The following is a 13,179-nucleotide window of genomic DNA, read 5'->3' as shown; positions in this document are numbered from 1 at the left end:
ACGGCAAGCGACAATGGATGATTTGGACGAGATCATGGGTGTCGAGCAGGACTGGGAGGAACCCCAGCGGGCAAGCCGTGACCAGATGGCCAGGCGTATTGGGGTATTCGCCGAGGGGTTTTGGATCTTCGAACAGCACGGCGAGGTCATCGGAACCCTGATGGGCTTCCCCATGCGGTATGAGTCCGGTCGAGTCACGGAACTCAGTGATTGGGATACGGTGACCGCTCACGGATACTACCCAGAGATCGATCTGGACACCGCGAACGCGATATATCTGGCCTCCGGATCGCTGAAACGTAGCTCTCGTGGTAGCTCGGCATACGGGCTGATGATGGAGATACCGATCGAACTCGCCGAACGCCTCGGGCTCCACTATGTTCTGACCGGAGCGAAAATTCCCGGCTACGACGCCTATTGCCGGCGGTTCGGCGAAATCGACGCGCGGGATTACGCGTTCACTACCCTCGGCGGCTGTCTGGTCGATCCATTCTTGGAAATGTACCGAGGACATGACTATGTTGTGCCCGACCGGAACCACATAGTCCCCGACTATTATCCGGATCCGCCGAGTCGAGATTATGGCGCGATCGTGGTACGGAAGGTCGGAACTCGGTCTCGGGGCCGCTGCACGCCGGGGTGACAGCGCCCACGGGGGCTGAATGGTCACTGGAGTCATGGCTGTCTCGTTCTCGGTCGACCGAACCGGCCAAGGCGTCGTTCAGCAAATTGCGTTGCACCAGGCTGAAGAATCCTTGCATGGGCGGCAGCATTCACCGTCCACCACCGCAGGTCTTCGGTAAGGACTTTGCGTCCGAGAAGTACCCAAAGCGGTCGATGGCCAGCGAAGCTGATCGGTCCGGCCGCGACGCTCGCCGCCTTGCAGGAGGACTCGAAGGTCCCGGGAGCAGCCAGGAGTCACCGCGGCCGAACCACGCAACGAAGGGGCTGCTGCATGGAGAGGTGACAACCTGACCTGCCCCACTGGTTGGGTTCCAACTCCGGTTGCTAACTGACAGCCTGACCGAAAGGCTGTCCCGCGTGCCACGCGCTTATCCCACCGAGTTCCGGACCCGAGCGATCGCTCTGGTCCGGGCCGGCAAACCCGCCAAGCAGACCGCTGTCGAGCTCGGCATCCACCCGGTCACGTTGTCGAAATGGTTGCGCCAGGACGATATCGACAATGGACTGCGGCCAGGCAAACCGTCGGCGGAGTCGGCAGAATTGCGTGCTGCTCGCCGCCGGATACGAGAACTCGAAACCGAGCTCGCGATCATCCGCCACGCCGCAAAGTTCCTCGGGGAGGACACCTCTGGCCCAAAAGGCGGTTCTACCCGGTGATCGACAGCCTCGTCGCGGCCGGGGCACCGGTAGACCGATGCTGCCGAGTGCTGGGAGTGGCCCGGCAGAACTACTACAAGGCCAAACGGCGCCCGACCACACCGACACAGCTGCGGCGCCAATGGTTGACCGGGCTGATCCGCGAAGTCCACGTCGCGTCCCGAGGAACCTACGGCTACCGCAGGATTCACGCCGAACTCACGATGGCAATGGACGTCAAGGTCTGCGCCCGCACCGTCTCGGTTCTCATGACCCGGGCCGGCATCCGCGGGCTGCCGGCCACGGCCCGGAACAAGAACCTGCGCGGTGTGGTGACCGCAGGAGACCTGGTGAACCGCAAATTCGATCGTGGCAAACCGAACGAGTTGTGGGTTACCGACATCGAGCGCCACGATGCGCTCCCGAACCCTGCGGTGGGGAAGGACACCGCCACCGATCGGTCGCAGCCGGTCGGTTGAAGCTGAGGGCAGTCCGCTCCGTGGGATGACGGGGTGGGCGGGAAGCAGCCCTGACAACGACGGGACGGGCCAGCACTGCCAGATGGTCCGGGTCCGGCAAGCAAGACGGAAAGGCGTACGTGAGGAACCAGCGGCTGAACGCCCCTCAAGAGAGCCACCAGCTCGAACCTGGCGGATCTGGGCTGGATAGCAGCGCGCACCCACGCGACGATGTCGTGCGGGGAACTCCTGGATCGGTTGATGTCTCCGGTCGGGAGGCCATGGTGAAAGTCTGCGGCGTAGCCGTGGCGAGGCTGCAGGGGCATAGCTGGGCGCCGACCCCGTCGAAGGGTTCGAGAGTGAACGTGGGAACCACCTCGGCGGTCCCTGACCCGGACGGCATCCAGCCGCTCGGCGGGAACGCCCATCGCCGGCCGATGCCGCCGGGGTGGGGCGGAGGACCCGTAGTAGTCCGAGGCCGGGAAAGCCGGTCACATGGCGAAGGGGTCCAGTGTGTTCGCAGCTGCGATGCATCGTGGGGAGGTCGCTGGTGAATACCAGTGATCCGGAGCTGTTGGCCGAGGCCGAGTTTCGGGTACTCAGGATGCAGAAGAAGCTGCACTGTTGGGCGGTGACCGATCCGGGTCGCCGTTTCGATGATCTCGCCAACCTCGTCTATGACCCAGCATTCCTGCTGGTGGCATGGGCGCGGGTGCGTGGCAACAAGGGTGCACGGACCGCCGGGGTCGACGGGATCGCACCGCGATCTGTCGGCCTCGGCGCCGAGGAACTGCTGAAAGGTCTTCGGGAAGAATTGAAGGCCAATCGGTTTGCTCCCCGATCGGTGCGTGAGAAGGCGATCCCCAAGGCGTCGGGCAAGATGCGGCGTCTGGGAATCCCGACGACCGCGGACCGGGTCGTGCAGGCCGCGTTGAAGCTGGTGCTCGAGCCGATCTTCGAGGCGGATTTCCAGCCGTGTTCCTACGGCTTCCGCCCGAAACGCCGGGCCCAGGACGCTATCGCCGAGATCCATTACCTCGGTTCACCTCCCCGCAACTACGAGTGGGTGTTCGAGGCCGATATCACGGCATGTTTCGACGAAATCGACCACACCGCCCTGATGGAGCGGGTGCGTCGACGCGTCGCAGACAAGCGCGTGCTGGGTTGGGTGAAGGCGTTCCTGCGGGCCGGGATCCTGACCGAACAGGGCCTGAACAGGGAAACGATCACCGGCACGCCCCAGGGCGGAATCCTCTCACCGCTGCTGGCCAACATCGCCCTGTCCGTGCTGGACGAGCACTTCGCCGCGAAATGGGCTGCGCTCGGACCGGCATGGACACGCGCCAAACGTCGCCGCGCCGGGGAACCGGTCATGAAAGTCGTCCGCTACGCGGACGACTTCGTGATCATGGTCGCCGGGAAACGCGATGACGCCGAAGCGCTCTGGGACGAGGTCGCGACGGTGCTCGCTCCGATGGGTTTGCGTCTGTCGGTGGAGAAAACGAGGGTTTGCCACATCGACGAGGGGTTCGACTTCCTGGGCTGGCGCATCCGGCGTCGAGCTTGGCGAAGCCGGACCGGCAAGAAGGCTGTCTATACCTATCCGTCGAAGAAGGCGTTGGCCTCCATCGTGGACAAGGTGCGGACACTGACTCGCCGCGCGAAACATCGAACGTTCGCGGACTTGCTGCGCCGGTTGAACCCGGTGCTGCGAGGCTGGTGCAACTATTTTCGGCATGGGGTGTCGTCGCGGACCTTCGGCTATGTCGATCATTTCGCCGTCTGGCGGATCATCGGTTGGCTCCGCAAAAGACACCTCGGGCTGAACATGCACACCCTGGTGCGGCGTTTCCTGCCTGGCTGGCAGTTCAGCGCCGAAGGGATCGATATGTTCCGGCCCGTATCGGTCGTCATCGAGCGATACCGATACCGGGGCAACAAGATTCCCACACCATGGTCGAACGCACTCAAGGCCGGATCACCCGCACCAGCGGCATGAACACATGGAGAGCCGGATGCGGTGAAAGTCGCACGTCCGGTTCGGAGGGCGGGCCGCAGAAACCCATCGGATGAAAGTCCGGCAGGGCGCTGCGGTCCGACCCCTACACCGTCCACCGCACCAGAGAAGGCCAGGTCTACTGCGCCGCGGTCCTGGATGCCTTCAGCCGCCGCATCGTGGGCTGGTCCATCGACTCCCGCCAAGACTCCACCCTCGTCGTCAACGCGTTGGACATGGCGATCCGAAACCGCCGTCCCGCACCCGGCGGGATCGTCCACGCCGATCACGGAACCCAGTTCACCTCATGGGTTTTCGGCGACAAGATCCGATCGGCCGGACTGCTGCCATCGTTCGGCACCGTGGGCGATGGTCTGGACAACGCGATGATCGAATCGTTCTGGTCCTCGATGCAGATCGAACTACTCGACCGCAAGAAGTGGAAGACCCGTCTCGAACTCGCGAACGCGATCTTCGACTACATCGAGATCTTCTACAACCGCCAACGCCGCCACTCCTCCCTCGGGTACCGCACCCCGATCGAGTACGAACTACTCTCCGAGAAGACACCCATCACCACTGCCAGTTAGCCACCACGACTGGAACCCATTTGGTGGGGCAGGTCACACTGTCACCCAATCGTGCAGCAGCCCCAATACCCGGCGCCCACCGCGCCAGCCTGTGTTCAGAACTCACAAGCCACGAGACTGTAAGGCGTCCAGAGGCGTCGAACCAACCGTTACGAAATAAGTAGTAGGTCGTTGGGCTTCACCGTTCGACCTATCGGCGGCTGCCGGCCGCGCAGACCCCGGCCGATCCCGACGCCGTATTGCGGGCCTGGCCGCGGTCCTACGCCACAAAACACCAAGGCCATCGGTTCCGCCGCGCCTGTGCCGCGTTGCGGTTCGATGAGGGCAGCGAGGTGAACAAGAAGAAGGTGCAGCGGCTCTGGCGTGAGGAAGGCTTGCAGGTACGCGCACATTCCCCGCGCAAGCGAGCCGGATGTTCGTCGGCACCGGCGGTCGACGCGGACGCGCCGAAGGTGGTGTGGGCGTTGGACTTCCAGTTCGACTCCATCGTCGACGGCCGCGCGGTGAAGATCGCGTCGATGATCGACGAGCACACCCGGCCGAACTCGAGGCGGTGTTCACCGCCCGCGGCGGTCCGCCGAAGGTGCTGCGCATGGACAACGGACCGGAGATGTTTCCCATGCGTTGCAACAGTTTTGCGCTGATCGTGTGGGGATAGTCTACATTCCGCCCGGGACGCCCTGGAACAACGGGTTCATCGAATCCTTCAACCGCAGGCTGCGAGCCGAGTGCCTCAATCGCAACCACTGGACGAGCCTGCTCGAAGCGCGAATCAATGCAATAGCCGACGATCTGGTTGGAGAAGACGTGCTTGCCTGCATACATATGCAATTCGCTTGCATCTGTCCGGACGTTCAGTGACATTGTTGATTCACAACCGGTTCGGGTGATCCGCAGTGAAGTTTCGCTGCACGGTCGTGGCAGGTCGTCACCGGCTTGTCGTTCTTGCCGCGCCGGGGCGTGTAAAACGCGCTCCACCATCGGTTGGGAGAGCAGCTCCGCCACGCGGTGCGCTCGGCCATCGATTCGCCGGCCTCGCGGGGCCTCGTAGGGGAGGGACCGGTACTCGAACTTGAGGTCGTCACGGTGGGCGTCGAACGGTGCGTTTGCCCAATGCGCCCGCGCGATCTCGCCAGCGGTGACCGGTTCGGCCAGGCATCGGCAGCAGGGCTGGCGAGCGAGCCGCATGCCCCGGAACGTAACCGCCACGGGAATCCGTTGGCGGCGGCATACTTTCACGAGCGAACAGATCGTCATTCCCCGGCAACTGTGCTTGCGACAGACACGCGCGGCCCGCCGCAGCACCTCGTTTTCCTGCTCCAGCAACCGGGCCCGGCCCCAAGCATCACGCAACGCGGTCGACACGCCGCACATGGGTCCCGGCTTGTTCCCGTCATCTATTGTCGGCTTAGCAAGAGGGTTACCGGCGGGGCCTGCCCCGGCATGTAGCCTCAGCATTCGATTACTAACTCTTCGACCGATACGAGCCCTGCGTTTGCGATGCTACGAATAAATACGGTTATAAATTCCAGCTCGTCCTCCGTATAGCGCTGGCATAGATCGTCCATTCTCTTGCTCATACCGTCGAAGGTTTTGTACAGCTCTTGGTTCCGTGCTCGACTGGCCCGGATAGTTACGGCGCGCCGATCTGTAACATTGAGGCTACGTTCGCGGATGACCCATCCTCCACGCTCCAATCGGTCGATAATGCGCGTGAGCGTGGAGGGATGGATCCCGGCGCGCCGTGAGAGTTCAGTCGGAGACATCGGGCCCTGTCCGTTCAAAAGGTCCAAGCAAGTCCAGTCGGAATCTTTGAGATCGACCTTCCTGCCGAAATGACGGTTGAGAAGCGCCATCTGTGTATTGAGCTCTCGGAGCGTTGCTTTGAGGATATTCGTTCGTTGCCGGTGGGTTCGTGCTGCGGCACGATCCGGATCGGTGATCATCTTTATGACTCCATTGGGTGATGAATGTTCAGTGCAATGTCATGCGACCGCGAAATCGCAGCGGCCGAGGACCCTTGTCTATTTGACAGCATGGGTGCTCGGGTACGGCGAAAGCCATCGATCTAGGTTGCGAGGACGAACGTACAAAAGAGGGGGACGTTGTGGTTCCCTCCTGAAGAGCCTCGTGTAAACATGCCATCCGGTCTGAGCGAAGGATGGTGGCAGTCCGATCATGGCGGCGACTCTAATTGCTGCTGTCCGAGGGCTTCTAAAGACCAGGGCGTTTGGTTGTGAGAGGCATTGTGCACCGCACCTGAGGGGTGTGGCGCGTTCATGCGAAGGGGCAACCACCCGCTTGGGTGAGGGTGTGAACCAGCGATCATGCACGCTCCTTGAGTCGGACAGCGAGGTAGGGGCTGATCTGCCTTGGGGCAGCGTCGATGTATTAGTCGAACGCTTCGGGCAGACGCGGGTAATCAAGCTCCAGAAGCCGCCGATCTCGATCCGGGGGCCTCGCCTGCCGGACCGCACCATGTGAGTCTGCCCGGTCCCGGGTGGGAACCCTGCTGCGCCTCTGGGTCGGAGCCGGGCGCGCTGGCGCCGGATATCGGCGGGGCCACCCGATATCGGGATTGACGCGAGCGGATGAGTCATCTGGCAACTCCGATGCGGGGGACCTCCGAGCCGCCGCCACACTTCGCTCTCCAGAACGTGGTAACTCCTCAGTGCATGCAAAAAGTCCGCGTGTGGTTGGTGCAGAAGACTAGGGATGGAGCTGCGCGAGAGACTAGGCATGGAGCTGCGCGAGCTGAGGCTCCGGTTACGGACGGACGGAGCGCCGACCGCCGCTCGTTGCAATCGTGGCCGTGGGCGCATACACTCCATGCATCTGATATGGTTTCAATATCATATGCGTAGGGTATTTCGTGTTGCCTGGATGGTTCGGCGTCGTGCCGAATCGTGCAACGGCGATAGAGGCGACAGAACGGACGTGAAGATTGGTAAACGCGCTGGAGGAGTAGTGTCCACTTTTCGGTAGCCGCCTGCGATCTCTTCGCTGTTTGCATAGCGTTGGCGGTCGGTTGTCGCGATGCTGTGTGAATTCGCACTCGCCCGCGGAGCGGAACCCGACAAAATAGTTCAACCGTATGAGTTCGCTGAGATTTCCGCTCCCGTGAATGATCATCGGAATAGTAATAGGACCGTCGACCCGATATCTCGCTGCGGGCGTATCGGAGATATGAATGTGCAGATTTGTAGCTGGCCTTCGTTTACGAGTCGGTCAAGGAAGTGTCCAGAGGCGCTCGCAGGGAAGTCGTCGGTACTCGGTTCGCTGGTCGCGTATTTCGAATGCTGATACATCTGGACAGTGGCTATTCGGCCATTTTCGTAGCAGATTTCGGACTGCTGTTCGGCATGCTATGTAATCGAAAACCCCTGCGGGGCTCACAAATCGGACATGGGCATCTGGTTCATGAGGGAGTGGAGAGGTGTGCATTGTTTTTCCTGTTGATGCTGGGAAGGTAAGCGTGGTCTGTGATGTCGTCGACTATCAGCCCGGATCAATTGAAAAGGTTTGCGAGCAAGTATCCAGCTGCGACTCTAGTGCGGGCCTGAGGGTTCACTTGGCTTTCGGGCGCAAGCCGTTGGTCTCGGCGCGCAAAACCGACTCTCATTCTGACCATCGCATGCGGGTTTCTTCAGGAAATGGCTTCCATCGACGCATGACGCGGGCTATTCTGGACCAGTCGCGCCCGGGCGAGGGTGCGCGTCCGAACCTCGAAGATCTGTATCGCAGGTGCCGATGAACCGCATCACAATAGACGAAGCGGCTACCACGGACTCCGTGTTGCCACGTGAGCGCAGGGAATATTGGGCCGACCTGATGGACTCCTACCATGGTCCGCTCGGCTACAAGTTTCCGTCGGAGGGGGACTTTCAGGGCAGTGCGATTCTGCAACGAACAGCGACTTATCAACTCGTCGGGTGGCGGTCTGCTGCTGTCACCTATTTCCGAGACAGCGGGCTCCTTCGCCGCCGCTGCGACGACGACTATCGCCTACTGATGCCTGAGGTCGGCAGATTTGACCTTCAGCAAAACGGTCAATTCGGGCAAGTTCGTCCAGGGGTGGGATGTTTGGTAACCCTTGATCGGCCGCTTGAGATGTCGATGACCGACGGGACCGGCGGTCTCGTTATGACGATTCCTCGGAGTGAGGTGACGCATCGATTGAGCAAGTTCTCGATGCCATCTCAGCCGTTTGATTTGACGTCAGGGCTCGGGCGGGTCGTATCTGATATGGCCGCAGGGTTGCAGTCGGGTAGGTCGACATTGACCAGTGGTCAATTTGACGCTGTTTCGGAGCGGCTCGTCGATCTGCTCTGCATGCTTATTCTGGGAGATCAGCCACAGGCTCCAGGGCACCTTGTCGAGGTCGAAAACGCGGCACGGCAGTTTATACGTAGTCATGCTAATCATCCGGATATGTCTGTATCTTACGTTGCGCGCGGCATCGGATGGTCGGTGCGGCAAATTCAACTAGCATTTAAACACGCCGGCACCACCCCTCGGGATGTCATACGAGAAGAGCGTCTGCAGATGGCCCGTTCGCGTCTTCTAGACCCTCGCTACCGTCACGTCAGCATTAGTACCATTGCGGTTGATCTCGGATTCAGTTCGCTGAGCGCTTTCAGTAAAGTGTTTCGATCTCGTTTCAATGCGACGCCTAGTGATGTGCGTAACGGCGGTCTTGTTGCGGGTTCGGATCTGTCAGGCGGCTCGACTGTCGACCTATCGCTACGTAACAGTTTTACTGGCCGGACTTTGACGAGCATGGCTGGAGGGGGCGATCGAAATGCCAGCACCTAGTGCCTTGTCCAGGAAGGTTGGCTCGGTAACCGGGTGTCGGGTTGATCGTGGGCCTGTGACCGGTGATGGCCTCGGCGCAACGCAAGCCGGTCCCCGCGATCGGCCGGTTGATGCAGGTCAGCGAACCCTATGCGTGGCAAGTGATCCACGACTTCAACGAACGAGGCGAGGCGCTGGACCCAAAATGGAGCGCGGGCAGACTGAAGAAGGTGGACCGGGCAACGCGTGAACGCATCGCCTGTATCGCCCGGTGCTGCCCGCGAGACCTCGGCTGGCCATTCTCGGTGTGGAGCCTATCGAATTGTTGAAGTCGCTGCGAGCCCGCTGGCCTGGCGACAAGCTCTACGTCATCGCCGACAACTTTCCCCACACAAGCGGGCCGAGGTTCGGGACTGGGCCGCAGCTCATGACGTGGAACTGGTGTTCTTGCCGACCTATTCGTCGTGGTTGAACTGGATCGAGTCCGAATTCGCGGCGATGCGCTACTTCGAGTTGAACAGAACCGATCACCGCAGCCCGACGAGCAGGACGCCGCCATCGGCGCCTACATCCGCTGGCGCAGCCAGCACGCCCAACTCAAACGAGACTTCGCCGTCAACTCCAAGATCCGGCGACCGGATTACCTACCGAAGGTTGCTTGACGAGGCACTAGAACAGCGCGCACCGCAACGGAATAGAATTGAACCATGGTCCGATTGTTATTGCCGTAACTTACCCCTCACAGCGAAATGACAGATATGACCGAGCCTTTCATAGTTCAGAGGAATTGCGAGCCCTGCAATATTGGCTGAAGCAGCGGTTCTAACCGCTGATCCAGCCAATCGGCAGGGACAAAGTTAAGGGCTCACTGTGCTCCGTACATCACGTAGCAGAAGATGAATGGTTCCTGTCCCTCGTTGAACCACCCGTGCGGCGTGCCGGTCTGGACTACGCAGTCACCTGGAAACAGGGCCACGTCGTTCCCGTCGTCTGTCCGCATCCGACCCTCACCGGACACGACGACCACAAAATCGATCGTGCGAGTCGAATGCATCCCCGGTCGCGTATCGTCGAAAGTAGCTAACATCCCGGGAAGCTTGGCCTCCGTTTCGACCAACGCGGATTCGACCTCCTCCGCCGACACCTCCGGTGTCGGCTCATATGTAAGTCCGGGTAGGATGGTGATGAACCCGAACCGGATCCCGCCGACATCCGGAAAGAACGCTCCCGGCGGTGGAGGTTGGACGGACGTCACCGGCAGGGTCGGTATGCCGTCCAGTTCCCACATCCGATGGACCTCGGCACCAGGTAGCAATGCGGTGGTGACAGGGGCGAGATTGGCATCAGATATGACCTCGCCGGTGCCGGATTCGTTGCGGCCCAATACAATCCTGCGCATGAAGACTCCTCACAGTGGTCCGTGCAGTGCGTGCTAGCCAGTCCTACTTGCAATGCCCGCCGCACAACCCCACGCGACCGACAGCATCAAACATATGGCCCGCGCGCAACGCTTGGTTGTCGGGCGGCGCAGGAAAATTGCACCACCGTGCAACGCCCGCAGACACATCCCAAACCCCAGGCGGCCAATCCGCACCAACGGCGGCTGACTACGTCACCATTGGCATCCGCCGCCAGATGTCCGTGACGCGGCTGCGGAATCCTGGTCCGTGTGGGATGGGCCGACACTTGGCACGGTATGGGAGCTCTCAGGGCAGCAGCTTCGCGATGGCGTCTCGAACGCGATTTCAGTTTCTGGATGCATGAATCCCCCGGGGGGTGTCGCTATGGTTTTCGTAGTATCGCGGATTGCCAGTGCGCGGACATAGTCGGCTGTGACGATCTTGGAATTCTACGTGTAGAACGTTTTCATGAGAACGCGGGTGACAGGGGGAAGACGCTGCAGAGGCCCGCACCACATTGCTCGGCTGCAAGAAGACTGAACTACGCGCGGTCATCCGGCAGTGCGCGAATCGCATCGAAGGTATCGGGCGTCATGTTCGCGACACCCCACGCTCGGCGTGCCCACGATAGGACGGGAGTAAAGGCCTCGGGATCGGCCCCTTGATCCGACGACCGGACTGCGCTTCCTCCCATGAGTGCGCGAGAATGCCGACCGAGCGGGACAGGATGAACAAGCCGCGGCCCAACTCGGGGGGGAATCCCAACTCGGAGTAGACGACCGCAGTCGCGCCATCGATATTCAACGGTATCGGATTGGAATGTCCTTGTGCGAGTTGACGTTCGAGTTCTTCAGCAATGGCGAGGTAAAGACCTTCCACTACACCGGATTCAGCTTTATCGGCAACAGCGCGAAGCAAGGGGTCCCGTCGAGGATCACGGGGATGAAAGCGATGGCCGAAGCCTGGCACATGCCGACCTGTACGACGGAATTCACTCAGTGAGGCTGCGACTGCTGTGCTTATGTTGCTGTCGGCTGCTGCGGTTTTGATCGTTGCCAGGACCTGCATGCACTGCTGGCCGGCTCCGCCGTGCACATCGCCCAACATTCCGACACCGGTGGACACCGCGCCCTGGAGCCCCACCCCGCAGGTAGCCGCCATGCGGGCGGCCGCGATCGACGGTGCTTGCGGTCCGTGATCTATGGCGGCGACGAGCGCCTTTTCCAATAGTTCTGTTTGATCGTGGTTGGGGAGGTCGCCGCGTACCATCATCCAGATCGCATCGACAAACCCGGCATGGTCGATCAGATCCTCGATCGCATAGCCCCGCAAACGGATGATTCCGGGTTCGATATCCGATATTTCGGTGGCCCACCAGTCGGCCACATCCTCGACGGTGGTGTTTTGCAGAGCTTCTTGCCGTGCTGTACTCATATTGCACCTTCCTCGCGTAGATGGGCGATATCGGTGCTGCTGTAACCCAGTTCGGTCAGGATGTCGTCGGTGTGTTCGCCCAGTCTGGGGGGACGAGTGCGCGGCGGAACCGCGGCGCCGTCGACGCGCGTCGGCGCTCCCAGCACCCGTATCTCGCGTCCGTCCTCGGCGGGTGATGGCACCGAGCTAATGAGCTGACGGTGTTCAATTTGCGGGGAGGCGAGTACTTGGGGGACCGATTCCACCGGTGCGGCCGGCACTCCCGTGCCGAGGAGTATCTGGTCCCATTGCTCGGCGGTCTTTTCTTTCAACGAGCGTTCCAGCTCCGCTCGCAGCTCCTCACGGTTGCGTTTCCGGTCGTCTCGGTGGACGAACCGGAGATCGTCGATCAGTTCCGCTCGCCCCAGCATCCGGCACAGAGTCTCGTACTGTTCTTGCTTATTTGCCGCGATGTTGAGCGCTCCTGCTGCAGTTTCGAATGTTCCCGACGGAGCGGAAGTAATGTTCTCGTTCGCCATCGGCTCGGGATCGCGTCCTGCGATGAGGTGATCGGAAACGACCCAGCCCATCGAGGTCACGGCCGCGTCGAGCATAGAAGTATCGAGGTAGGCGCCCTGCCCTGTCCGGCGTTGACGGACAAGCGCTGCGGCAATTGCGAATGCGGCAGCGAGTCCGCCGAAGCTGTCGCATACCGGATATCCGACCCTCAGGGGCGCGGTCTCCTTGGTGCCGGTGACGCTCATGATCCCTGACAAACCCTGAATCACTTGATCGTATGCGGGCCTGGCACGCATCGGTCCAGTGGCACCGAACCCGGAGACGGCGCAGTAGATCAATCGGGAGTTGATTTCGCGAAGTCGGTCCCAGCTGAATCCGAGTCGTTCGAGGACCCCTGGACGGAAGTTTTCCACCAGAACATCCGACGCTGCGATCAACTGGGTGAAGACGTCGGCACCCCCGACTGTTTTGAGATTGATGGTAATTGATTTCTTGCCGGCGTTCTGAGCGAGAAACGAGACTCCGAGCCCGTCGGCGGACAACGTCGCGTCCGCGCCAAGCTGGCGGGCAAGATCACCGGTGCCCGGAGTCTCGATCTTCACGACATCGGCGCCCATCAGCCCGAGCTGGTAGCCGGCGAACGGGCCGGCGAGCACATTGGTCAGGTCCAGAACTCGCACTCCCTGTAG

General features: G+C 61.2%; 11 protein-coding genes and 4 pseudogenes. 11 read left to right on the top strand and 4 right to left on the bottom strand.

Translation table 11 applies throughout. From position 1 onward, the window contains the following. The first annotated feature begins 22 nt into the window (after positions 1 to 22). The 7 genes and pseudogenes from IG65_RS0127030 to IG65_RS39880 all read left to right on the top strand — a co-directional run bounded on the left by IG65_RS0127030 (position 23) and on the right by IG65_RS39880 (position 5,225). Positions 23 to 643 carry a hypothetical protein gene (locus IG65_RS0127030; RefSeq protein WP_156055782.1) on the top strand — a complete coding sequence of 207 codons (621 nt, stop codon included), beginning with the start codon at positions 23 to 25 and terminating at the stop codon, positions 641 to 643. 398 nt (positions 644 to 1,041) lie between these two features. Beyond that, positions 1,042 to 1,733 (top strand): annotated as a pseudogene (locus IG65_RS39330) (transposase); the annotation flags it as partial. A gap of 649 nt (positions 1,734 to 2,382) precedes the next feature. After that, on the top strand, positions 2,383 to 3,777 hold the full coding sequence (gene ltrA, locus IG65_RS0127015) for a group II intron reverse transcriptase/maturase (protein WP_081879802.1): 1,395 nt from the start codon (positions 2,383 to 2,385) through the stop codon (positions 3,775 to 3,777). 107 nt (positions 3,778 to 3,884) lie between these two features. Next, positions 3,885 to 4,364: pseudogene (locus IG65_RS0127005) on the top strand (IS3 family transposase); the annotation flags it as partial. Positions 4,365 to 4,603: 239 nt separating this feature from the next. Then, positions 4,604 to 4,744 (top strand): annotated as a pseudogene (locus IG65_RS39885) (IS3 family transposase); the annotation flags it as partial. 32 nt (positions 4,745 to 4,776) lie between these two features. Then, positions 4,777 to 5,022 (top strand): hypothetical protein, encoded by a 246-nt coding sequence (locus IG65_RS37170; RefSeq protein ID WP_231509446.1) that lies wholly within the window; start codon positions 4,777 to 4,779, stop codon positions 5,020 to 5,022. Beyond that, positions 5,013 to 5,225 carry an integrase core domain-containing protein gene (locus IG65_RS39880; RefSeq protein ID WP_197039931.1) on the top strand — a complete coding sequence of 71 codons (213 nt, stop codon included), beginning with the start codon at positions 5,013 to 5,015 and terminating at the stop codon, positions 5,223 to 5,225. The genes IG65_RS37170 and IG65_RS39880 overlap by 10 nt, the downstream gene beginning before the upstream one ends. A gap of 590 nt (positions 5,226 to 5,815) precedes the next feature. Here the strand turns inward: IG65_RS39880 and IG65_RS36125 are convergent. After that, positions 5,816 to 6,310 carry a MarR family transcriptional regulator gene (locus IG65_RS36125; protein WP_051756942.1) on the bottom strand — a complete coding sequence of 165 codons (495 nt, stop codon included), beginning with the start codon at positions 6,308 to 6,310 and terminating at the stop codon, positions 5,816 to 5,818. Between the two features lie 1,804 nt (positions 6,311 to 8,114). On the opposite strand from IG65_RS36125, the gene IG65_RS37150 reads away from it, so the two are divergent. From IG65_RS37150 to IG65_RS39320, 4 genes and pseudogenes are all read left to right on the top strand, one after another. Further along, on the top strand, positions 8,115 to 9,179 hold the full coding sequence (locus tag IG65_RS37150; RefSeq protein ID WP_081879787.1) for an AraC family transcriptional regulator: 1,065 nt from the start codon (positions 8,115 to 8,117) through the stop codon (positions 9,177 to 9,179). Between the two features lie 62 nt (positions 9,180 to 9,241). Then, entirely contained in the window at positions 9,242 to 9,487 is a 246-nt protein-coding gene (locus IG65_RS36120; protein ID WP_197039940.1) for a hypothetical protein, read from the top strand. Next, positions 9,405 to 9,605 (top strand): annotated as a pseudogene (locus IG65_RS39875) (hypothetical protein); the annotation flags it as partial. The gene IG65_RS36120 and the pseudogene IG65_RS39875, both read left to right, overlap by 83 nt. Positions 9,606 to 9,622: 17 nt before the next feature. Beyond that, complete coding sequence (locus tag IG65_RS39320; RefSeq protein WP_231509462.1) at positions 9,623 to 9,820, top strand: hypothetical protein; 198 nt, start codon at positions 9,623 to 9,625, stop codon at positions 9,818 to 9,820. Positions 9,821 to 10,023: 203 nt separating this feature from the next. On the opposite strand, the gene IG65_RS0126990 is transcribed toward IG65_RS39320, so the two are convergent. The 3 genes from IG65_RS0126990 to IG65_RS0126980 all read right to left on the bottom strand — a co-directional run bounded on the left by IG65_RS0126990 (position 10,024) and on the right by IG65_RS0126980 (position 13,170). Beyond that, positions 10,024 to 10,557, bottom strand: a complete 534-nt coding sequence (locus IG65_RS0126990; protein WP_081879786.1) for a cupin domain-containing protein — start codon at positions 10,555 to 10,557, stop codon at positions 10,024 to 10,026. A gap of 592 nt (positions 10,558 to 11,149) precedes the next feature. Further along, a complete protein-coding gene (locus IG65_RS37140) occupies positions 11,150 to 11,992 on the bottom strand; it encodes a citryl-CoA lyase (protein ID WP_081879785.1) in 843 nt (280 codons plus the stop codon). Further along, positions 11,989 to 13,170 carry a CaiB/BaiF CoA-transferase family protein gene (locus tag IG65_RS0126980; protein WP_231509444.1) on the bottom strand — a complete coding sequence of 394 codons (1,182 nt, stop codon included), beginning with the start codon at positions 13,168 to 13,170 and terminating at the stop codon, positions 11,989 to 11,991. The genes IG65_RS37140 and IG65_RS0126980 overlap by 4 nt, the downstream gene beginning before the upstream one ends. Positions 13,171 to 13,179 lie beyond the last annotated feature (9 nt).

This window comes from Nocardia sp. NRRL WC-3656 (assembly GCF_000720265.1).
Taxonomy (GTDB): domain Bacteria; phylum Actinomycetota; class Actinomycetes; order Mycobacteriales; family Mycobacteriaceae; genus Nocardia; species Nocardia nova.
This window is presented reverse-complemented; position numbering and strand designations above follow the sequence as displayed.

Excerpts from the sequence above, each read along its gene's own strand:
- ltrA (WP_081879802.1), top strand. The coding sequence starts at position 2,383 with ATGCAGAAGAAGCTGCACTGTTGGGCGGTGACCGATCCGGGTCGCCGT.
- IG65_RS37170 (WP_231509446.1), top strand. The coding sequence starts at position 4,777 with ATGTTCGTCGGCACCGGCGGTCGACGCGGACGCGCCGAAGGTGGTGTG.
- IG65_RS36125 (WP_051756942.1), bottom strand. The coding sequence starts at position 6,310 with ATGATCACCGATCCGGATCGTGCCGCAGCACGAACCCACCGGCAACGA.
- IG65_RS37150 (WP_081879787.1), top strand. The coding sequence starts at position 8,115 with ATGAACCGCATCACAATAGACGAAGCGGCTACCACGGACTCCGTGTTG.
- IG65_RS0126990 (WP_081879786.1), bottom strand. The coding sequence starts at position 10,557 with ATGCGCAGGATTGTATTGGGCCGCAACGAATCCGGCACCGGCGAGGTC.
- IG65_RS37140 (WP_081879785.1), bottom strand. The coding sequence starts at position 11,992 with ATGAGTACAGCACGGCAAGAAGCTCTGCAAAACACCACCGTCGAGGAT.